At 46.0% G+C, this 19749-nt stretch carries 17 protein-coding genes; 12 read left to right on the top strand and 5 right to left on the bottom strand.

All coding sequences use genetic code 11. From position 1 onward, the window contains the following. The first annotated feature begins 1 nt into the window (after nt 1). The 3 genes from glyS (at nt 2) to F0229_RS14215 (ending at nt 5863) form a co-directional block, all read left to right on the top strand. Nucleotides 2-2068 carry a glycine--tRNA ligase subunit beta gene (glyS, locus tag F0229_RS14225; protein ID WP_171733086.1) on the top strand — a complete coding sequence of 689 codons (2067 nt, stop codon included), beginning with the start codon at nt 2-4 and terminating at the stop codon, nt 2066-2068. Nucleotides 2069-2270: 202 nt separating this feature from the next. Then, nucleotides 2271-4358 (top strand): alpha-amylase, encoded by a 2088-nt coding sequence (locus tag F0229_RS14220; protein ID WP_017058813.1) that lies wholly within the window; start codon nt 2271-2273, stop codon nt 4356-4358. 254 nt (nt 4359-4612) lie between these two features. Further along, nucleotides 4613-5863: a valine--pyruvate transaminase gene (locus F0229_RS14215; protein WP_017058812.1), complete on the top strand. Its 1251-nt coding sequence runs from the start codon at nt 4613-4615 to the stop codon at nt 5861-5863. 106 nt (nt 5864-5969) lie between these two features. Here the strand turns inward: F0229_RS14215 and F0229_RS14210 are convergent, their stop codons facing one another. After that, the gene (locus F0229_RS14210; RefSeq protein WP_009848140.1) at nt 5970-6404 is read right to left on the bottom strand and encodes an Hsp20 family protein; all 435 of its coding nucleotides are present in this window, start codon (nt 6402-6404) and stop codon (nt 5970-5972) included. Between the two features lie 142 nt (nt 6405-6546). Between F0229_RS14210 and F0229_RS22005 the strand changes: the two genes are divergently transcribed. Further along, the gene (locus F0229_RS22005; RefSeq protein ID WP_301338074.1) at nt 6547-6669 is read left to right on the top strand and encodes a hypothetical protein; all 123 of its coding nucleotides are present in this window, start codon (nt 6547-6549) and stop codon (nt 6667-6669) included. A gap of 239 nt (nt 6670-6908) precedes the next feature. Here the strand turns inward: F0229_RS22005 and gyrB are convergent, their stop codons facing one another. The 4 genes from gyrB to dnaA all read right to left on the bottom strand — a co-directional run bounded on the left by gyrB (nt 6909) and on the right by dnaA (nt 13080). Then, nucleotides 6909-9326 (bottom strand): DNA topoisomerase (ATP-hydrolyzing) subunit B, encoded by a 2418-nt coding sequence (gene gyrB / locus F0229_RS14205; RefSeq protein WP_017058811.1) that lies wholly within the window; start codon nt 9324-9326, stop codon nt 6909-6911. A 17-nt stretch (nt 9327-9343) separates the two neighbouring features. After that, entirely contained in the window at nt 9344-10423 is a 1080-nt protein-coding gene (gene recF, locus F0229_RS14200) for a DNA replication/repair protein RecF (protein ID WP_017058810.1), read from the bottom strand. A 53-nt stretch (nt 10424-10476) separates the two neighbouring features. Then, on the bottom strand, nt 10477-11577 hold the full coding sequence (gene dnaN / locus F0229_RS14195) for a DNA polymerase III subunit beta (RefSeq protein ID WP_171733085.1): 1101 nt from the start codon (nt 11575-11577) through the stop codon (nt 10477-10479). An 81-nt stretch (nt 11578-11658) separates the two neighbouring features. Then, nucleotides 11659-13080, bottom strand: coding sequence for a chromosomal replication initiator protein DnaA (dnaA, locus tag F0229_RS14190; RefSeq protein ID WP_017058808.1), 1422 nt, complete (start codon nt 13078-13080; stop codon nt 11659-11661). Between the two features lie 311 nt (nt 13081-13391). Here dnaA and F0229_RS14185 point away from each other — a divergent pair, with 311 nt between their 5' ends. From F0229_RS14185 to mnmE, 8 genes are all read left to right on the top strand, one after another. Beyond that, nucleotides 13392-14141, top strand: a complete 750-nt coding sequence (locus F0229_RS14185; RefSeq protein WP_009848135.1) for an amino acid ABC transporter substrate-binding protein — start codon at nt 13392-13394, stop codon at nt 14139-14141. Nucleotides 14142-14276: 135 nt separating this feature from the next. Further along, nucleotides 14277-14948: an amino acid ABC transporter permease gene (locus F0229_RS14180; RefSeq protein ID WP_009848134.1), complete on the top strand. Its 672-nt coding sequence runs from the start codon at nt 14277-14279 to the stop codon at nt 14946-14948. Then, nucleotides 14945-15682 (top strand): amino acid ABC transporter ATP-binding protein, encoded by a 738-nt coding sequence (locus F0229_RS14175; protein ID WP_017058807.1) that lies wholly within the window; start codon nt 14945-14947, stop codon nt 15680-15682. Before F0229_RS14180 ends, F0229_RS14175 begins: the two co-directional genes overlap by 4 nt. Before the next feature lie 207 nt (nt 15683-15889). Further along, entirely contained in the window at nt 15890-16024 is a 135-nt protein-coding gene (gene rpmH, locus F0229_RS14170) for a 50S ribosomal protein L34 (RefSeq protein ID WP_004735800.1), read from the top strand. Between the two features lie 45 nt (nt 16025-16069). After that, nucleotides 16070-16393, top strand: a complete 324-nt coding sequence (gene rnpA, locus F0229_RS14165) for a ribonuclease P protein component (RefSeq protein ID WP_017055478.1) — start codon at nt 16070-16072, stop codon at nt 16391-16393. Then, nucleotides 16360-16617 (top strand): membrane protein insertion efficiency factor YidD, encoded by a 258-nt coding sequence (gene yidD, locus F0229_RS14160; RefSeq protein ID WP_004735802.1) that lies wholly within the window; start codon nt 16360-16362, stop codon nt 16615-16617. The genes rnpA and yidD overlap by 34 nt, the downstream gene beginning before the upstream one ends. 2 nt (nt 16618-16619) lie before the next feature. Beyond that, complete coding sequence (gene yidC, locus F0229_RS14155; protein WP_017058806.1) at nt 16620-18242, top strand: membrane protein insertase YidC; 1623 nt, start codon at nt 16620-16622, stop codon at nt 18240-18242. A gap of 130 nt (nt 18243-18372) precedes the next feature. Continuing rightward, on the top strand, nt 18373-19734 hold the full coding sequence (gene mnmE, locus F0229_RS14150) for a tRNA uridine-5-carboxymethylaminomethyl(34) synthesis GTPase MnmE (RefSeq protein WP_029235098.1): 1362 nt from the start codon (nt 18373-18375) through the stop codon (nt 19732-19734). Nucleotides 19735-19749: the final 15 nt, after the last annotated feature.

Here is a 19749-nt window from a genome sequence, read left to right as displayed (position 1 = left end):
CATGGCGAAGAATTTTCTAATTGAACTGGGTACGGAAGAGCTTCCACCAACAGCACTTCGTTCTCTAGCAGAATCGTTTGCTTCTAACTTTGAAGCAGGTCTTAAAACGGCTGAGCTTTCTCACGAAGGCATCAAGTGGTACGCAGCACCTCGTCGTCTAGCACTTAAAGTAACAGCACTGGCTGAAGGCCAAGCGGACAAAGTCGTTGAAAAACGTGGTCCTGCTGTTTCTGTAGCATTCGATGCAGAAGGCAACGCGACTAAAGCGGCACAAGGTTGGGCTCGTGGTAACGGTATTACTGTTGAGCAAGCTGACCGTCTGAAAACAGACAAAGGCGAGTGGCTTCTTTTCAAACAAGAAGTGGCTGGCAAACCTGTTCAAGAATTGGTGATGGACATCGCTGCGAAAGCACTAGCTGGCCTACCAATCCCTAAAGCAATGCGCTGGGGTAACTCAGACATTCAATTTATCCGTCCAGTGAAAACACTGACAGTACTACTAGGTGATGAGCTTGTTGAAGGCGAAATCCTAGGCGTAGCATCTGCTCGTACTATCCGTGGCCACCGTTTCATGGGCGAACAAGAGTTCACAATCGATTCTGCTGACCAATACCCTGCGATCCTAGAAGAGCGCGGTAAAGTAATGGCGGATTACGAAGCGCGTAAAGCAATCATCCTTGCTGACTCTCAAAAAGCGGCAGCAGCGGTTGGCGGTAAAGCTGACCTAGAAGATGACCTTGTTGAAGAAGTAACGTCTCTGGTTGAATGGCCAGTAGTACTTACAGCGAAGTTTGAAGAAGAGTTCCTAAAAGTACCTTCTGAAGCTTTGGTTTACACCATGAAGGGTGACCAAAAGTACTTCCCTGTTTACGATGACAACAAGAAGCTACTACCGAACTTCATCTTCGTATCGAACATCGAGTCTAAAGAGCCTCGTCACGTTATCGAAGGTAACGAGAAAGTGGTACGCCCACGTCTTGCTGATGCTGAATTCTTCTTCAACACAGACCGTAAGCGCCCGCTTATCGACCGTCTTGCTGAACTAGACCAGGCTATCTTCCAGAAGCAATTGGGTACTATCAAAGACAAAACAGACCGCATCACAGAGCTTGCAGGCTACATTGCTGAGCAAATCGATGCTGACGTTGAAAAGTCTAAGCGTGCTGGCCTACTGGCTAAGTGTGACCTAATGACCTCTATGGTATTCGAATTTACGGATACTCAAGGTGTGATGGGCATGCACTACGCGACTCACGACGGTGAAGACGAGCAAGTTGCACTGGCACTTTACGAGCAATACATGCCTCGTTTCGCGGGTGACGATCTACCAAGCACTGGTATCTCTTCAGCAGTAGCAATGGCAGACAAGCTAGACACTATCGTAGGTATCTTCGGTATTGGCCAAGCACCAAAAGGTTCTGACCCATTTGCACTTCGTCGTGCGTCTCTAGGTGTGCTACGTATCATCGTTGAAAACGGCTACAACCTAGACCTAACCGATCTGATCGGCAAAGCGAAAGAGCTACTAGGCGACAAGCTGACTAACAAAAACGTAGAAGCTGACGTTATCGACTTCATGCTAGGTCGTTTCCGCGCATGGTACCAAGATGCTGGTTTCAGCGTTGATATCATCCAAGCGGTACTAGCACGTCGTCCAACTAAGCCTGCTGACTTTGACCAACGTGTTAAAGCGGTTTCTCACTTCCGTGAACTGGAAGCAGCAGAAGCACTAGCAGCAGCGAACAAGCGTGTAGGTAATATCCTTGCGAAATTCGATGGCGAGCTACCAGCTGAAATCGACCTAACGCTTCTTCAAGAAGACGCAGAGAAAGCACTGGCTGAAAACGTTGAAGTAATGACGGAAGCACTAGAACCAGCATTCGCAACAGGTAACTACCAAGAAGCCCTAAGCAAGCTTGCTGATCTACGTGAACCAGTTGATGCATTCTTCGATAACGTAATGGTGATGGCTGATGACGAAGCGCTTAAGAAGAACCGTCTAACGCTACTGAACAACCTACGTAACCTGTTCCTACAGATTGCTGACATCTCTCTACTGCAAAAATAAGCACAAGTGAGACAATTACTCTAAGTCATACTCTGAGTAATTAACGGTAAACACCCAAAGGGAAGCGAAAGCTTCCCTTTTTGTTTTTGTGAACCAAGCATTTGTTTGTAGAGGTCTTATTGATTAACTGAATGAAACAGCACTCAGACTGTAGAGGGCATTGTTTGCTATAACTGACCTGTTTATTCAGGGGAAGGGAACAATGAAAAAAACAGTACTCGCGCTTTCAATACTCGCACTCAGCGCATGCAGCCAAACCAGTGACAACAACCTATTACTGACAATTGATAACGACACTGTCGTATTCGAATCATCCGGTAAAGGCACCGTGATTGCAGAACAGGAACTCGCGAAAGGTAGCTATACCTTCTCTATCAGCGATACTCAAAATACCTGTGGCACCAACTATGCGCTGGCTGAAGAAAACCGCATCAAATTCAATAAACCCCTTCGCCTAGACGACTGCGCCGAGAAGTCTGAATTAGATATCAAGATCTTTCGCGCTAACACCTATCAGTTTATGCTCAACCCACAAACCAATGAACTGACCGTTCAGATAAAGCCGAAGCAACAACAAGTACAAAGCTTTGCTTGTCCGGTTCCTAGTGACGAACCAACCATCATCGACGTTGCTCAAACCTTTGATGATGGCACCGTGGTTAGAGACGCTCTTTCAGGCAAACAAGTCACAGTAACGAATGGCAGCGTCACCATGCAGCCAGCAGAAAATAGCCAAGGTGTTCTGCTGCTTGAGAAAGTAGAACCAGAAACCAAAGCTGACTTTAGTTGGGATAACGCCACGGTTTACTTCGTAATGACTGACCGTTTCCACAATGGTAATCCTGATAACGACAACAGTTACGGTCGCAGCCAAGATGGACAAGACGAAATCGGCACCTTCCACGGTGGTGACTTGGCAGGCTTAACCGAAAAACTCGATTACATAGAATCACTCGGTGCTAATGCTATCTGGATAACGTCTCCGTTAGAGCAAATCCACGGCTGGGTTGGCGGCGGTGATCGAGGTGACTTCAAACACTACGGCTACCACGGCTACTACCATCAAGATTGGACCAAGCTCGATGACAACATGGGCACCGAAGACGAGCTAAAAACCTTCATCGATACCGCGCATAGCAAAGGCATTCGTGTTGTTTGGGATGTGGTAATGAACCACACCGGCTATGCGACGCTTGCCGACATGCAAGAGTTTGATTTTGGTAAGCTCAACCTAACTGACGAAGAAGCCAAACAAACACTTGGCGAAAACTGGACAGATTGGCAACCTGCCAAAGGTCAGAACTGGCACTACTTCAACAACTACATCTCTTACAGCGATAAAGAAGCGTGGGAAAAGTGGTGGGGCAAAGCTTGGCTACGCAGCGATATCGGCGCCTATGACTCTCCGGGCTACAATAACCTCACCATGTCTTTGGCGCATCTGCCCGATTTCAAAACAGAGTCGACAGAGACAATCGGGCTGCCTAATTTCTATCGCAATAAGTCCACCAGCGCGACCGATGAACTCAAAACACCTCGTAACCATTTAATCACTTGGTTATCGGATTGGGTGCGCGAATATGGTGTCGATGGTTTCAGGGTCGATACCGCTAAACACGTTGAACTCGAAGCATGGGCAGAACTGAAAGAGAGCACCAACCAGGCACTTGCCGAGTGGAAACAGAACAACCCAGACAAGGCCTTGGATGACTTACCCTTCTGGATGACTGGCGAAGTATGGGCACACAGCGTGGTCAAATCAGATTACTTCGCTAACGGATTTGATTCGATCATCAACTTTGAATTCCAGAGTGATATCGCACCAAAGGCGCTCAAGTGCCTATCCGATCTTGATGCTGATTACCTTCGATACGCAGAGAAGATCAACAACGACAGCGAGTTCAACGTACTGAGTTACCTTTCGTCTCACGACACCTCGCTATTCTGGACACAACATGGCAGTGACTTTGCAAAACAAACCAAAGCTGCAAACGCGTTGATGCTGGCTCCCGGTGCGGTACAGATCTATTACGGCGATGAAATCGCCCGAGACTTTGGCCCAACGGGTTCTGATCCAATGCAAGGCACACGCTCAGACATGCCTTGGGATCAAATCACTGGCGAACGTGCAGAGCTGCTAGAACACTGGCAAGCGCTTGGCCAATTCCGCCAACGCCACCCAGCCGTTGCTCAGGGTAAGCACATCATCCGTAACAGCAAGGGCTACTATGCGTTCGAACGCCAATACCAAGATGACAAGGTATTAGTCGTTTATACCGGTTCGAACTAAACCTTCATTAACATAAACACCAGAAACTAAAGGGGAAGCTTAGGCTTCTCCTTTTTTTATCGCTAAAGGTACGTTCAATAAGCAAGCTGTCACTCATTAACCAAACTTTATAGAAGTTTTTTACGTGTTAGAGCATTTGGCGCTATGCGTCGCAAAAACATTGCGGTATGTTCAAGGAATACACTGATGGCAGACATAAGGTCTGCCTTAATGACACGTAACAAGCAATCACAATGAATTAGGTAAAATTAGTAATGCAGTTCTCTAAGTTTGGCGAAAAGTTTAATCGATACTCTGGAATCACTCGTTTAATGGATGATTTGAATGATGGCCTGCGCACTCCTGGCGCTATCATGCTCGGTGGTGGCAACCCTGCCGCTATCCCTGCCATGCTCGATTACTTTAACCAAGCCAGCGCCGACATGCTCGCCAGTGGAGAACTCATCGCCGCCCTCGCCAACTACGATGGTCCGCAGGGTAAAGACAGCTTCATCAAATCGTTAGCGGCAATGCTGAAAGAGACCTACGGTTGGGACATCAGCGAGAAGAACATCAGCCTGACTAATGGCAGTCAAAGTGGCTTCTTCTACCTGTTCAACCTGCTAGCAGGCCAACAGCCTGACGGTTCACATAAGAAAATCCTACTGCCAATCGCACCGGAATACATCGGCTACGGCGACGCGGGTATTGATGACGATATCTTTATCTCTTACCACCCAGAGATCGAACTGCTAGAAAACCGTCAGTTTAAATACCACGTTGATTTTGAACAACTAAAGGTTGATGACTCAGTCGCGGCTATCTGTGCATCTCGTCCAACCAACCCAACGGGTAACGTACTGACCGACGAAGAAGTGCGTAAACTGGATAAACTGGCGCGTGAAAACAACATCCCACTGCTGATCGACAATGCTTACGGCCTGCCGTTTCCTAACATCATCTTTGAAGATGTCGAACCGCTCTGGAATGAAAATACGATTCTGTGCATGAGCCTTTCTAAGCTTGGTTTGCCGGGTGTGCGTTGCGGTATCGTAATTGCGAGTGAAGAAGTAACACAAGCATTGACCAACATGAATGGCATCATTAGCTTAGCGCCAAACAGTGTTGGCCCTGCAATTGCCAATCACATGATTGAAAAAGGCGATTTACTGCGCTTAAGTAGCGAGGTAATCAAACCTTTCTATAAAGATAAGTCACTACGTGCAGTTGAACTGTTACAAGACGCTATCGACGACCCTCGCTTCCGTATTCACAAGCCTGAAGGCGCTATCTTCTTATGGCTATGGTTTGATGAGCTGCCGATCACCACAATGGAACTGTACGACCGCCTTAAAGCTCGCGGCGTATTGATTGTTCCGGGTGAATACTTCTTTATCGGCCAAGAAGACGAGTGGGATCATGCCCATCAATGTCTACGTATGAACTACGTGCAAGATGATGAGGCGATGCAGAAAGGCATTGCTATCATTGCTGAAGAAGTGAAAAAGGCTTACTCAGAGCAGTAATAAGAGCTTTTAGCTTACCGCAGGTCAAATACAAAAAGAGCACCTCATTAGGTGCTCTTTCACTTTTACTTCCCGATATTTTTTAGCTCTAAGGAGCTAACAGTAATTAGCCTTCTAGTAAACTATTACCATTGATAGCAATCTTACGTGGTTGCATCGCTTCTGGGATTTCGCGTTCGAGGTCGATGTGAAGAAGACCATTTTCCATGCTTGCACCTACCACTTTTACGTAGTCAGCCAGTTGGAATTTACGCTCGAAATCGCGCTCTGCGATACCTTGGTATACGAAGGTTTTCTCTGCTTCTGCTTTACGCTCACCTTTCACAATTAGCATGTTCTCTTTCTGAGTCAGATCTAATTGGTCATCAGCAAAACCAGCGACTGCCATAGTAATACGGTAGTTGTTCTCGTCTTTTTGCTCGATGTTGTATGGAGGGTAACCGCCAGAAGAGTTCTTCGATGTATTCGCTTCCATCATGTTGAATAGACGATCGAAGCCGATTGCGTTGCGGTAAAGTGGAGTGAAATCTACAGTTCTCATAATGCTATCCTTTTAGTAAGCAATAGTCTTAGCTGCGAATTTTACTTGGATCTAACCTGTGTGTGACCCAGTAAACAGCTAAGAGATTCAATTCGCATTCCTCGGGTTTCACCTCTATTGGCGACAACGCTGGGACATGGCAATGAATCAATTTTTAAGTTGTGTGCTGCCAAAGTTATCCTCTATTGAGCGATACTTCGTTCGCGGTAATGAAGGTTCTGTTTCTTCTCTTGTAGAGCAAGACAGTCATCCTCTTCACAAATAGATATATGGATTGAGCAAAATAGTTTCAAGGGGTTATTTTCAATTATTTTTGCAACTCAATATTTTTCAATATCTTACAAACATAAAAAAGCACCATCCAAAGGATAGTGCTTTAAAATGATTTTAGTTTTTTGAGACGAAGCTATTTGGCTTTAGTTCAAGGAAGAGGCGCGGAGCATACGAATGTATGTGAGCACCTCTGACACAGAAATTAAGCCAAAGAGCGAAGTATCAAAGAGACTAAACGTCTAGGTTTGCTACTTTCAGTGCATTCTCTTCGATGAAGTTACGACGAGGTTCAACTTGGTCACCCATTAGCGTCGTAAACAACAAATCAGCACCAACAGCGTCTTCAATTGTTACTTGCATCATACGGCGAGTTTCAGGATCCATCGTGGTTTCCCAAAGTTGATCAGGGTTCATCTCACCTAGACCTTTGTATCGCTGTAGGCTTAGACCACGACGAGACTCTTTCACTAACCAGTTCAGAGCATCAACGAAGCTAGAAACTTCTTGAGTACGCTCACCACGCTTAATGTAAGCGCCTTCTTCAATCAAGCCATCAAGAGCTTCAGAAAGATCCGCTAGCTTACCAAACTCTTTAGAGTTAATAAGATCGATGCTTAGTAGGTGTTCATGAGTCACACCATGAGTACGAACCACAATCTTAGGAACGCTTAAGCCTAGCTCTTCGTGTTTTTCAACTTCAAGGCTGTATTGGCTTGCACCTACTTCTTTCGCGTTTAGCTGTTCAACAAGCTGCTTACCCCAAGCTTCAACTGCCGCGTCATCATGACACTGCTCGGCCGTTAGACGAGGAACATAAATCAGTTCGTGAACCAATGCGCGTGGGTAACGGCGGCTCATACGATCAACAAGCTTGATGCCTGCATTGTATTGCTGAACAAGCTTCTCTAAACCTTCACCTGCAAATGCTGGCGCTTCAGGGTTTACGTGCAGTTCTGCGTTGTCTAAAGCCAAAGATACTTGATACTGGTTCATCGCATCTTCATCTTTAATGTACTGCTCTTGCTTACCTTTTTTCACTTTGTAAAGTGGCGGTTGAGCAATGTAGATGTAGCCACGTTCAATCAGCTCTGGCATTTGACGGTAGAAGAACGTCAGTAGCAGGGTACGGATGTGAGAACCATCGACATCGGCATCGGTCATGATGATGATGTTGTGGTAACGCAGTTTATCTGGGTTGTATTCGTCACGACCAATACCACAACCAAGAGCGGTGATTAGCGTTGCTACTTCTTGAGAAGACAGCATTTTATCGAAACGTGCTTTCTCTACGTTAAGGATTTTACCTTTCAGCGGTAGGATTGCTTGGTTCTTACGGTTACGCCCCTGCTTAGCTGAACCGCCAGCAGAGTCTCCTTCCACAATATATAGTTCAGACAGTGCAGGATCTTTTTCCTGACAGTCAGCAAGCTTACCAGGAAGACCCGCTAAATCTAATGCGCCTTTACGACGAGTCATTTCACGAGCTTTACGCGCTGCATCACGAGCACGTGCTGCATCAATAATTTTAGAACAAACTGTTTTCGCTTCACCTGGGTTCTCAATAAGGAACTCAGACAACTTCTCACCCATTGTAGATTCAACGGCAGACTTCACTTCTGAAGAAACCAGCTTATCTTTAGTTTGGCTTGAGAACTTAGGATCAGGCACTTTAACAGAAACAATCGCCGTCAGACCTTCACGAGCATCATCACCAGAGGTCGCAGTCTTCGCTTTCTTAGAGAAGCCTTCCTTGTCCATGAAGCTGTTCAGAGTACGCGTTAGCGCCGCACGGAAACCTGCTAAGTGAGCACCACCATCGCGTTGAGGGATGTTGTTGGTGAAACAGTAGATGTTTTCTTGGTAGCCGTCATTCCACTGCATCGCAACTTCAACGGTAATACCGTCTTCGCGCTCAGAGTTAAAGTGGAAGATTTTTTGGATGATTGGCGTTTTGTTAGTATTAAGGTGTTCAACAAACGCTTGGATACCGCCTTCGTATTCGAAGTGATCCATTTTGTCTTCTTCGCGCTCGTCAATTAGCTTAATTGATACACCTGAGTTCAAGAATGATAGCTCACGTAGACGCTTAGCTAAAATGTCGTAATGGAACTCGATGTTAGTGAAGGTTTCTTCACTCGGCCAGAAACGAATCTCTGTACCTGTTTTATCCGTGTCACCGATAACCGCTAGTGGCGCTTGAGGCTCACCGTGGCTGTAGGTTTGAGTGTGGATTTTGCCACCGCGGTGGATAGTAAGAGTAACTTGCTTAGAAAGTGCGTTCACTACTGAAACACCAACACCGTGCAGACCACCAGATACCTTGTACGAGTTATCATCGAACTTACCACCAGCGTGAAGAACCGTCATGATTACTTCGGCTGCAGATACGTTTTCTTCTGGGTGCAATTCTGTTGGAATACCACGGCCGTCATCGCTCACAGACACAGAACTATCTTCATGGATAGTTACAATGATGTCATTACAGTGACCAGCTAGCGCTTCATCAATAGAGTTATCTACCACCTCAAAAACCATGTGGTGCAGACCGGTACCATCATCCGTGTCGCCAATGTACATTCCAGGACGCTTACGTACCGCATCCAGACCCTTCAGTACTTTAATACTCGATGAATCGTAATTATCTGACATAGTTACTCTCTGACTAATTATCCTTGCTCTATTTTGCCATGTTCCACATGAAACATCCTGCTATTTTCGTCATGCATATCTGCAATCTGATCAGCGGTAATAGAGCTTACAAAAACTTGAGCCTGGGTCGCCTTTAAACACTCAGCAAGACGTGCTCGGCGTTGGCTATCTAATTCGGAAGCGAAGTCATCTATCAAATAGATGCACTGCTTACCTGTCATTTGAGTGAGGTGTTGCCCTTGTGCTACTCGTAGCGCGCACACCATCAACTTCAATTGACCTCGTGACAAGACATCTTCCACTGGAGTGCCGTTCACTTTTATCTTCAGATCCGCTTTGTTTGGCCCACTAAAGGTGTAACCAAGCTGCTGATCCCTTTCAAAATTCTTTTCTAATATATCGGCGTACGGGGTGTCTTTGTCCCAGCCACGATAGTAGTTAATCTTTATCTCAAACTCAGGAAGGAAGGTCGCACAGATTTCTTCGGCGACTTCTTTGAGCTGATCAACGTAGGTGGCACGCCACTGACTGATGCTTTCTGCTAAACGGGCCAATTCTTGGTCCCAATAGCTCAGCTCTCGATAGTGCGTTGCCGTTTTCAATAAGGCGTTTCGCTGCTTATTGAGACGCTTTACCCTGCCCCACGCATCATAAAAGCCCGACTCACTGTGGAAGACTCCCCAATCAATGAATGCTCGGCGATGCTTAGGTCCATCGGTTAGTAAATCAAACCCTTCAGGGTGAATCAACTGCAAAGGTAAGACTTGAGCTAACTGAGCCAACTTTTGCCCAGTTTGACCGCTTATTTTAACCTCTGTCGTGCCATCGCGCTGCTTATTAATGCCAATTGGCAGCTCAAATTGATCCGAGGTCATAAAACGGCCATGTACAAACAGCTCACTACACTCGTTTTGTATGATACGACCGGTAAGTGAACTCTTGAATGAGCGACCATGTCCGAGCAGATACACCGCTTCAAGGACACTGGTTTTGCCGCTTCCGTTAGCCCCTATAAGAAAGTTAAAGCCTGATGACGGTTGAATGTCACAGGCTTCAATATTTCTAAACTGCTTAACGATTAAGCGCGATAAAGGCATAACGTCTTCATATTAATCTTCAATCACGACTCGGTAGGTCAACATAGGGCAGCTTATAAGCGAATTGGCATAACAACGTACATCGCGCTGTCATCTTGCGCGTTCTCGATAAGAGCACTCGCATTGGCGTCTGACATTGAGATGCGAACTTGTTCACAACGCAGTGTGTTCAGAACATCCAATACGTAGCTTACGTTGAAGCCAATCTCTAGAGCATCACCGTCGAAGTTAACATCGAGTACTTCTTCTGCTTCTTCTTGCTCTGGGTTGTTCGCGGTAATACGCATCTCGCTATCCGCAAGATTAACGCGAACACCACGGAATTTTTCATTCGATAGAATCGCAGCACGAGAAAATGCTGAACGTAATTCATCACAGCCAGCTTCAAGTGTCTTGGTGGTATTTTGCGGCATTACGCGGCGATAATCAGGGAAACGACCATCTACTAACTTAGAGGTGAAGACATAGTTGTTCACTTCCGCACGCACGTTAGAGTTACCGATTTGTAGTGTTACTGGCTGTTCAGGTGCATCCAATAGCTTCACTAGCTCTTGCACACCTTTACGAGGAACAATGATCTGCTTCTGAGCAAAATCCGCACCCAGTTGTGCTTGAGATACTGCCATACGGTGACCATCGGTCGCCACGCTGCGCAGGATAGAGCCTTCAATCTCAAACAACATACCGTTGAGGTAGTAACGAACATCTTGGTTCGCCATTGAGAATTGCGTTTTCTCGATAAGACCGCGAAGTTCAGCTTGTGTCACTGACACTTCAACTTCACTGCTCCAGTCTTCAATATTAGGAAAATCTGCCGCAGGTAATGTTGCTAATGAGAAGCGGCTACGACCAGAGCTAACCTGAATACGGTCACCATCCAATACCACTGTGATCACTGAGTTATCTGATAATCCACGGCAGATATCTAGGAATTTACGTGAAGGTACGGTAATGCTGCCCGCTTCGAAATCACCTTCAAGCGTTACACGGCTGATCAGTTCAACTTCTAGATCCGTCGCTGTCATCGACAACACGTTATCTTCTACTTTAATCAGTAGGTTTCCTAGAATTGGAAGCGTTGGCCTGCCACCGAGTGCGCCAGATACTTGTTGTAATGGCTTAATCAGGTGACTACGTTCAATGGTAAATTTCATATCTTGCTCTTACGGTCTAAATGGCACTGCGTCATAGTACGTGGCCAAGATTCTGCTTATTAAGGTTAAGAATACTGTGTATTAAGAAGAAAGGGTACGAATCAGGTTCGAATAATCTTCTTTAATGTCGTGGCTCTCTTCACGCAGCTGAGCAATCTTACGACAAGCATGCAGTACCGTCGTGTGGTCACGACCACCGAATGCATCGCCAATCTCAGGCAAGCTGTGGTTTGTTAGCTCTTTCGCCAGTGCCATCGCCAATTGACGTGGACGAGCAACAGAACGAGAACGACGCTTAGACAATAGATCAGCGACTTTGATTTTGTAGTACTCAGCGACTGTCTTTTGAATGTTATCAATAGTGACCAGTTTTTCTTGCAGGGCAAGTAAGTCACGCAGTGCTTCACGCACGAAGTCGATCGTGATCGGGCGGCCAGTGAAGTTTGCATTCGCAATAACACGGTTCAATGCGCCTTCCAGTTCACGAACGTTAGAGCGTAGACGCTTGGCAATAAAGAACGCCACTTCATCCGCAAGGTGAATTTGGTGGTCTTCGGCTTTCTTCATCAAGATCGCAACACGTGTCTCAAGCTCTGGTGGCTCAATCGCTACCGTCAAACCCCAGCCGAAACGAGATTTAAGACGATCTTCTACCCCGTTGATCTCTTTTGGATAACGGTCAGACGTTAGGATGATCTGTTGGTTGCCTTCAAGCAGCGCGTTAAAGGTATGGAAGAACTCTTCCTGAGAACGCTCTTTATTAGCAAAGAATTGGATGTCATCGATAAGCAATGCATCAACACTACGGTAGTAGCGCTTAAATTCTTCGATCGCGTTGTTTTGCAGAGCCTTTACCATATCCTGAACAAAACGCTCTGAGTGCATGTAAACCACTTTCGCATTCGGCTTATTATCAACAATGGCGTTACCCACCGCATGCAACAAGTGCGTTTTACCTAAACCAGTGCCGCCGTATAGGAACAACGGGTTGTAGGCTGTACCTGGGTTATCAGAAACCTGACGTGCCGCAGCCAAACCGAGTTGGTTCGACTTACCTTCAACAAAGTTATTGAACTTATGTTTTGGGTTCACGTTTGAGCGGTGATTCAAGTCAACCGCGACAGGCTCTTCATCACGCCAGATATTATGGACAGGTTTGCGAGCTTGTAATTGCGCAGGTGCTGATGACTCAGCGGCCACATCAGCTGCAGTGCGAGTCTGAGTTGGTGTCGGTGTCGCAGGCTTTGGTGCAATCACACGCTTGCTTCCCACTTCAAAATGAAGATGTGGGATATCGTTACCGCAATATTCTTGCAGCAGACGGTTAATGCTATTTAGATACTTATCACGAACCCAATCGAGTACGAAACGGTTCGGTGCAAATAGAGTTAGAGTATTGTCATTGAGTTCCGCTTGTAACGGACGAACCCACATACTGAATTCTGTAGCTGGTAACTCTTCTTGAAGCTGTTGCAAACACTGCAACCAAAGCGAAGATGACACGGTGCCCTCACTCTATTTAAAGTAATATGAAATGACCGCTAATTTTACCTGTTGATAAGTCAGATCACCAGCAATTGATCACAGATCCAGTGAATAAGATCCAAGTTATTCACAATAAATTTGTAATTTATCGGTGGATCCACACATCTTGCCCCTAATTTACTCACACAATGATCCACTTATGCCCGGATCCTTGCTAGTTATCCCCAAATCGGGAATTCAATCTGGTTATGGTTAATAACATCTGGTTATTTATTCTAGTGAGCATTTTCCCAGTAACATCCAAACCCATAAATATAAGGAGTTACCAAATGAATAACTGGATTAAGGCTGCAATTGCGGCTATCGCACTCTCTGCTGCTACTGTTCAAGCTGCGACTGAAGTTAAAGTCGGCATGTCTGGTCGCTATTTCCCGTTTACGTTCGTTAAACAAGACCAGCTACAGGGTTTTGAAGTGGATTTATGGGATGAGATCGGTAAGCGTAACGATTACAAGGTTGAATACGTAACGGCAAACTTCTCTGGTCTGTTTGGTCTTCTTGAAACGGGTCGCATCGATACCATATCAAACCAAATTACAATGACGGATGCACGTAAAGCGAAATACCTATTCGCAGACCCATACGTAGTAGACGGCGCACAAATTACCGTTCGTAAAGGTAATGACAGCATTAAAGGCATCGAAGACCTTGATGGCAAGACGGTTGCGGTAAACCTAGGCTCAAACTTTGAACAACTGCTTCGCAGCTACGACAAAGATGGCAAGATCAATGTAAAAACCTACGATACAGGTATTGAACATGACGTGGCACTGGGTCGTGCCGATGCATTCGTAATGGATCGCCTATCAGCACTAGAGCTTATCAAGAAGACTGGTCTACCATTACAACTAGCAGGTCAGCCATTCGAAACAATTGAAAACGCTTGGCCTTTCGTCGACAACGATAACGGCAAAAAACTGCAAGCAGAAGTAAATGAAGCATTAGCAGCAATGCGCGCAGATGGTACGCTAGAAAGTATCTCTCAGAAATGGTTTGGTGCGGACATTACTCAGAAGTAATTACTCACTTTCTCCATTCAAGGCCCACTGCTTTATACAGCGGTGGGCTTTTTGCTTTTGTGCACTGATTAAAAAACCTGATACAACAGTACTTACATATAGAACAACACTGCCAATAAAAATACGAGATAGATTATGGGATTTGACTTTAATTACATGCTAGAGCTGTTGCCAATACTACTGAAGTATTTAGGCACCACGATGGAGATGGCGACCTGGGGCTTGTTCTTTGCTCTGATCCTGTCTCTGATACTGGCGAATATTCGTGTATTCAAAATCCCAGTGCTCGACCAACTGAGCCAGCTGTACATTAGCTTCTTCCGAGGCACACCACTGTTGGTGCAACTGTTCCTCCTTTATTACGGCTTACCACAAGTCTTCCCGTGGATGGTTGGGTTGGATGCCTTCAGCGCCGCTGTGATTGGCTTAACCCTGCACTTTGCCGCGTATATGGCAGAAAGTATTCGTGCCGCGATTATCGGTATTGATCGCAGCCAGATGGAAGCCAGCCTTTCGGTCGGTATGACAACCAGCCAAGCGATGCGCCGAGTGATCTTACCGCAAGCAACTCGCGTGGCACTGCCGTCGTTGATGAACTACTTCATCGATATGATCAAGTCGACTTCACTTGCCTTCACCCTAGGTGTCGCCGAAATCATGGCTAAAGCTCAGATGGAGGCTTCTTCAAGTTTCCGCTTCTTCGAGGCTTTCTTAGCAGTCGCACTGATTTACTGGGGCGTGGTGGTTATCCTCACTCGTATTCAAATTTGGGCCGAAGTGAAACTGAATAAGGCGTATGTACGATGATCAAATTACAAAATATCCACAAGCAGTTTGGTGACACCGAAGTTTTGAAAGGGATCGACCTAGAAATCAAACAAGGTGAGATAATTGTCATCATAGGTTCAAGTGGTACGGGTAAATCTACCCTACTGCGTTGTGTGAATTTTCTAGAGCAAGCCGATCAAGGCACGATTTCGATTGATGATATCAAGGTTGATACTCAGAAACACACTAAGGCAGAGGTGCTTGCACTGCGTCGTAAGACCGGTTTTGTGTTCCAAAACTATGCACTGTTCGCTCACCAAACCGCGAGACAGAATATTGCTGAAGGTTTAATTACCGTTCGTGGTTGGAAAAAACAGCAAGCCCATGAAAAAGCACAACAAATACTTGATGATATTGGCTTAGGTGACAAAGGTGATAGCTACCCAGCCGCGCTCTCTGGTGGCCAGCAACAACGGGTGGGTATTGGCCGTGCAATGGCACTACAACCCGAGCTTTTACTGTTTGATGAGCCGACTTCAGCGCTCGATCCTGAGTGGGTTGGCGAAGTGCTTAACCTAATGAAAAAACTGGCAAATCAGCATCAAACCATGCTGGTGGTTACCCATGAAATGCAGTTCGCGAGAGAGGTCGCAGACCGAGTGATCTTCATGGCTGACGGTCATATTATCGAGCAGGGATCTCCACAGGATATTTTTGGTAATCCACAGGATCCTAAATTAAAAAAATTCTTAAATAAGGTTGGGATCGACTAAGGATCCTTGTGATTTTAGTTATTCTACGTATAATCCCCCGACCGGAATTTTAGTTAACCCAATCATTGACACTTTTTGTGACAGTGATTACAATTCCGCCTCTTTGTTGAGAGGCGTCGGTTTTCCTTTCTTAATATAAAGAAGAGAAAAAATGCCCACGCCGGGTTTAACAAAAACCTAAAACTACTGATCAGTAAGGTAATTACAATGAAACGCACTTTTCAACCTACAGTTCTAAAGCGTAAGCGTACTCACGGTTTCCGTGCTCGCATGGCTACTAAGAACGGTCGCGCAACAATCAATGCACGTCGTGCAAAAGGCCGTAAGCGTCTTTCTAAGTAATCTTTGATTATTTTGAATAAGCTAGCCTTCGGTCGGGAGTTACGCTTGTTAACTCCCGAACATTATCAAAATGTCTTCAAGCAAGCTCATCGAGCTGGCTCCCCTCATTTCACCATCATTGCCCGAAATAACTCTCTTTCAAATCCTCGTCTTGGATTAGCCGTTCCGAAAAAGCAGATTAAAACCGCCGTGGGTCGTAACCGATTCAAGCGTCTTACTCGTGAAAGCTTTCGTAACACTCAACACAAACTTCCTAACAAAGATTTTGTTGTAATCGCTAAGAAGAGCGCGCAAGATTTAAGCAATGAAGAAATGTTCAAGCTACTCGACAAATTATGGCTTCGCCTGTCTCGCCCTTCGCGTGGATAGCGCTAATACCCATCTATTTTTATAGATGGTTTATTAGTCCACTCATCGGCCCACGCTGCCGATTTACTCCAACCTGCTCTTTATATGCGATAGAAGCGTTGAAAGCTCACGGTTTTGTAAAAGGGTGTTGGTTATCAGGCAAACGTCTATTAAAATGCCATCCTTTGAACGAAGGGGGCTTTGACCCCGTTCCACCAGTCCAAAAACAAGACAGAGATAAATAACGATGGATTCTCAACGTAATATCCTGTTAATCGCATTGGCTTTGGTTTCTTTCCTACTGTTCCAACAATGGAACGTAGCTCAGAATCCAGCACCACAAGCGGTTGAGCAGGCACAATCTGGCAGCACCCTACCAGCGCCATCTTATGCAGATGATCTAGACCCGGCTCCTGGTCAAGTTGCTTCTTCTGCTAAAACTATCACAGTAACAACTGATGTACTGACTCTGTCAATTGATACGGTTGGTGGTGATGTCGTTAAAGCAAACCTAAACGATTACTCTGCTGAGTTCGATTCTGAAGATACGTTTGTTCTTCTTAAAAACGAACCAGGTCACCAATTTATCGCACAAAGCGGTCTAGTGGGTCCTCAAGGTATCGATTTAAGCAGCACAAACCGCCCAAGCTACACAGTTTCAGCAGACAGCTTCACGCTTGCTGATGGTCAGGATGAACTACGCATCCCGATGACTTACCAAGCGAACGGCCTTGATTACACGAAAACATTCATCCTTAAGCGTGGCAGCTACGCAATGGATGTTGAATACGATGTAGTCAACAACTCTGGTAACAACGCGACATTCGGCATGTACGCTCACCTGCGTCAGAACGTAATGGATGACGGCGGTAGCCTAACAATGCCAACTTACCGTGGTGGTGCTTACTCTACGGAAGATACGCGTTACAAAAAATACAGCTTCGACGACATGCAAGATCGCAACCTGTCTCTTAACCTAGCAAACGGTCAAGGTTGGGCAGCGATGATTCAGCACTACTTTGCAAGTGCATGGATCCCACGCGACGAAGCAGGCAGCAACCTTTACACTCGTGTAATTGGTAACCTTGGCGACATCGGTGTTCGCATGCCGAACAAAACCATCGCTACTGGCGACGAAGCAAACTTCAAAGCAACGCTTTGGGTTGGTCCTAAACTTCAAGACCAAATGGCTGCTGTTGCACCTAACCTAGACCTAGTAGTTGACTACGGTTGGTTATGGTTCATTGCTAAACCACTTCATACTCTGCTTTCGTTCATTCAAGGCATCGTTGTGAACTGGGGTCTGGCAATCATCTGTCTAACTTTCATCGTTCGTGGTGCTATGTACCCACTAACGAAAGCTCAGTACACGTCTATGGCGAAAATGCGTATGCTTCAGCCTAAGCTGACTGCAATGCGTGAGCGTATCGGCGACGACCGTCAACGCATGAGCCAAGAAATGATGGAGCTTTACAAGAAAGAGAAAGTAAACCCACTAGGTGGCTGTTTACCTATCCTTCTGCAAATGCCTATCTTCATTTCGCTATACTGGGCACTAATGGAGTCTGTTGAACTGCGTCACTCACCGTTCTTCGGTTGGATTACTGACCTTTCAGCACAAGACCCATACTACATCTTGCCACTTCTGATGGGTGCTTCAATGTTCCTAATCCAGAAGATGAGCCCGACAACTGTAACGGATCCAATGCAGCAGAAGATCATGACCTTTATGCCGGTTATGTTCACATTCTTCTTCCTGTTCTTCCCTTCAGGTCTGGTTCTATACTGGCTAGTATCGAACATCGTAACTCTGATTCAGCAAACGCTTATCTACCGCGCGCTGGAAAAGAAAGGCTTACATTCTAAGTAAGTTCGATAATAGAAAGAGACAAAGAAAGGCGACCAAAAGGTCGCCTTTTTGTTTTTAGCTGATTACAATTCAGCTAATTGATTAATCGTGAGCGCCCCTTTTTGGCTTTCACATGCTAGCAGGCACAACTATGACTACAGATACGATTGTTGCTCAAGCGACTGCACCCGGCCGTGGCGGCGTCGGTATTATTCGCGTTTCAGGCCCACAAGCAGCCCAAGTTGCGCTTGAAGTTACCGGCAAAGTACTGAAACCACGTTACGCTGAGTACACCCCTTTTAAATCTCACGATGGTTTAGAGCTAGACCAAGGCATCGCGCTTTACTTTCCTAACCCGCACTCGTTTACCGGTGAAGACGTATTAGAGCTACAAGGCCACGGTGGCCCTGTGGTAATGGATATGCTCATCAAGCGCATCCTCGCGATTCCAGGGCTACGCGCAGCACGCCCTGGTGAGTTCTCGGAGCGTGCCTTCTTGAACGACAAGATGGATTTAACCCAAGCAGAAGCGATTGCTGACCTCATTGATGCCAGTTCAGAAGAAGCGGCGAAATCAGCTCTGCAATCGTTGCAAGGTGAGTTCTCGAAACGCATTAATACGCTGGTGGATTCTCTGATTCACTTACGCATCTATGTTGAAGCCGCTATCGACTTCCCAGAAGAAGAGATTGATTTCCTTGCTGACGGTAAAGTAAGTGCTGACTTACAAGCTATCATCGACAACCTCGAAGCGGTTCGCCAAGAAGCCAATCAAGGTGCCATCATGCGTGAAGGTATGAAGGTGGTGATTGCAGGTCGTCCTAATGCCGGTAAGTCGAGCTTACTGAATGCATTATCGGGTAAAGACTCCGCGATTGTGACTGATATTGCAGGTACAACCCGTGATGTACTTCGTGAACATATCCATATTGATGGTATGCCACTGCACATTATTGATACCGCAGGCCTGCGTGAAGCCTCGGATGAAGTCGAAAAAATCGGTATTGAACGCGCTTGGGAAGAAATTGCTCAAGCCGATCGCGTTTTATTTATGGTCGATGGCACCACTACCGATGCAACCGACCCGAAAGATATCTGGCCAGATTTCGTTGATCGTCTGCCGAATAACATCGGAATGACCGTGATTCGTAACAAAGCCGATCAAACCGGTGAAGATCTCGGGATTTGCCATGTTAATGATCCAACTCTGATTCGACTATCAGCAAAGACGGGACAAGGCGTTGATGCACTACGTAATCACTTAAAAGATTGCATGGGCTTTGCTGGTGGCAATGAAGGTGGCTTCATGGCACGTCGTCGCCACTTAGATGCCCTAGAACGCGCATCTGAGCATCTAGATATTGGCCAGCAACAGCTCGAAGGCTATATGGCAGGGGAAATCTTGGCAGAAGAACTGCGTATAACGCAGCAACACCTTAACGAGATTACTGGTGAATTCAGTTCCGATGACCTACTCGGCCGTATCTTCACCTCTTTCTGTATTGGTAAATAACCTTTAAAGGCCGGC

This window comes from Vibrio sp. AIC-3 (assembly GCF_013114515.1).
Taxonomy (GTDB): Bacteria; Pseudomonadota; Gammaproteobacteria; order Enterobacterales; family Vibrionaceae; genus Vibrio; species Vibrio crassostreae_C.
This window is presented reverse-complemented; position numbering and strand designations above follow the sequence as displayed.

Excerpts from the sequence above, each read along its gene's own strand:
- glyS (WP_171733086.1), top strand. The coding sequence starts at position 2 with ATGGCGAAGAATTTTCTAATTGAACTGGGTACGGAAGAGCTTCCACCA.
- F0229_RS14220 (WP_017058813.1), top strand. The coding sequence starts at position 2,271 with ATGAAAAAAACAGTACTCGCGCTTTCAATACTCGCACTCAGCGCATGC.
- F0229_RS14215 (WP_017058812.1), top strand. The coding sequence starts at position 4,613 with ATGCAGTTCTCTAAGTTTGGCGAAAAGTTTAATCGATACTCTGGAATC.
- F0229_RS14210 (WP_009848140.1), bottom strand. The coding sequence starts at position 6,404 with ATGAGAACTGTAGATTTCACTCCACTTTACCGCAACGCAATCGGCTTC.
- F0229_RS22005 (WP_301338074.1), top strand. The coding sequence starts at position 6,547 with ATGAATCAATTTTTAAGTTGTGTGCTGCCAAAGTTATCCTCTATTGAG.
- gyrB (WP_017058811.1), bottom strand. The coding sequence starts at position 9,326 with ATGTCAGATAATTACGATTCATCGAGTATTAAAGTACTGAAGGGTCTG.
- recF (WP_017058810.1), bottom strand. The coding sequence starts at position 10,423 with ATGCCTTTATCGCGCTTAATCGTTAAGCAGTTTAGAAATATTGAAGCC.
- dnaN (WP_171733085.1), bottom strand. The coding sequence starts at position 11,577 with ATGAAATTTACCATTGAACGTAGTCACCTGATTAAGCCATTACAACAA.
- F0229_RS14185 (WP_009848135.1), top strand. The coding sequence starts at position 13,392 with ATGAATAACTGGATTAAGGCTGCAATTGCGGCTATCGCACTCTCTGCT.
- F0229_RS14180 (WP_009848134.1), top strand. The coding sequence starts at position 14,277 with ATGGGATTTGACTTTAATTACATGCTAGAGCTGTTGCCAATACTACTG.
- F0229_RS14175 (WP_017058807.1), top strand. The coding sequence starts at position 14,945 with ATGATCAAATTACAAAATATCCACAAGCAGTTTGGTGACACCGAAGTT.
- rpmH (WP_004735800.1), top strand. The coding sequence starts at position 15,890 with ATGAAACGCACTTTTCAACCTACAGTTCTAAAGCGTAAGCGTACTCAC.
- yidD (WP_004735802.1), top strand. The coding sequence starts at position 16,360 with ATGGCTTCGCCTGTCTCGCCCTTCGCGTGGATAGCGCTAATACCCATC.
- yidC (WP_017058806.1), top strand. The coding sequence starts at position 16,620 with ATGGATTCTCAACGTAATATCCTGTTAATCGCATTGGCTTTGGTTTCT.
- mnmE (WP_029235098.1), top strand. The coding sequence starts at position 18,373 with ATGACTACAGATACGATTGTTGCTCAAGCGACTGCACCCGGCCGTGGC.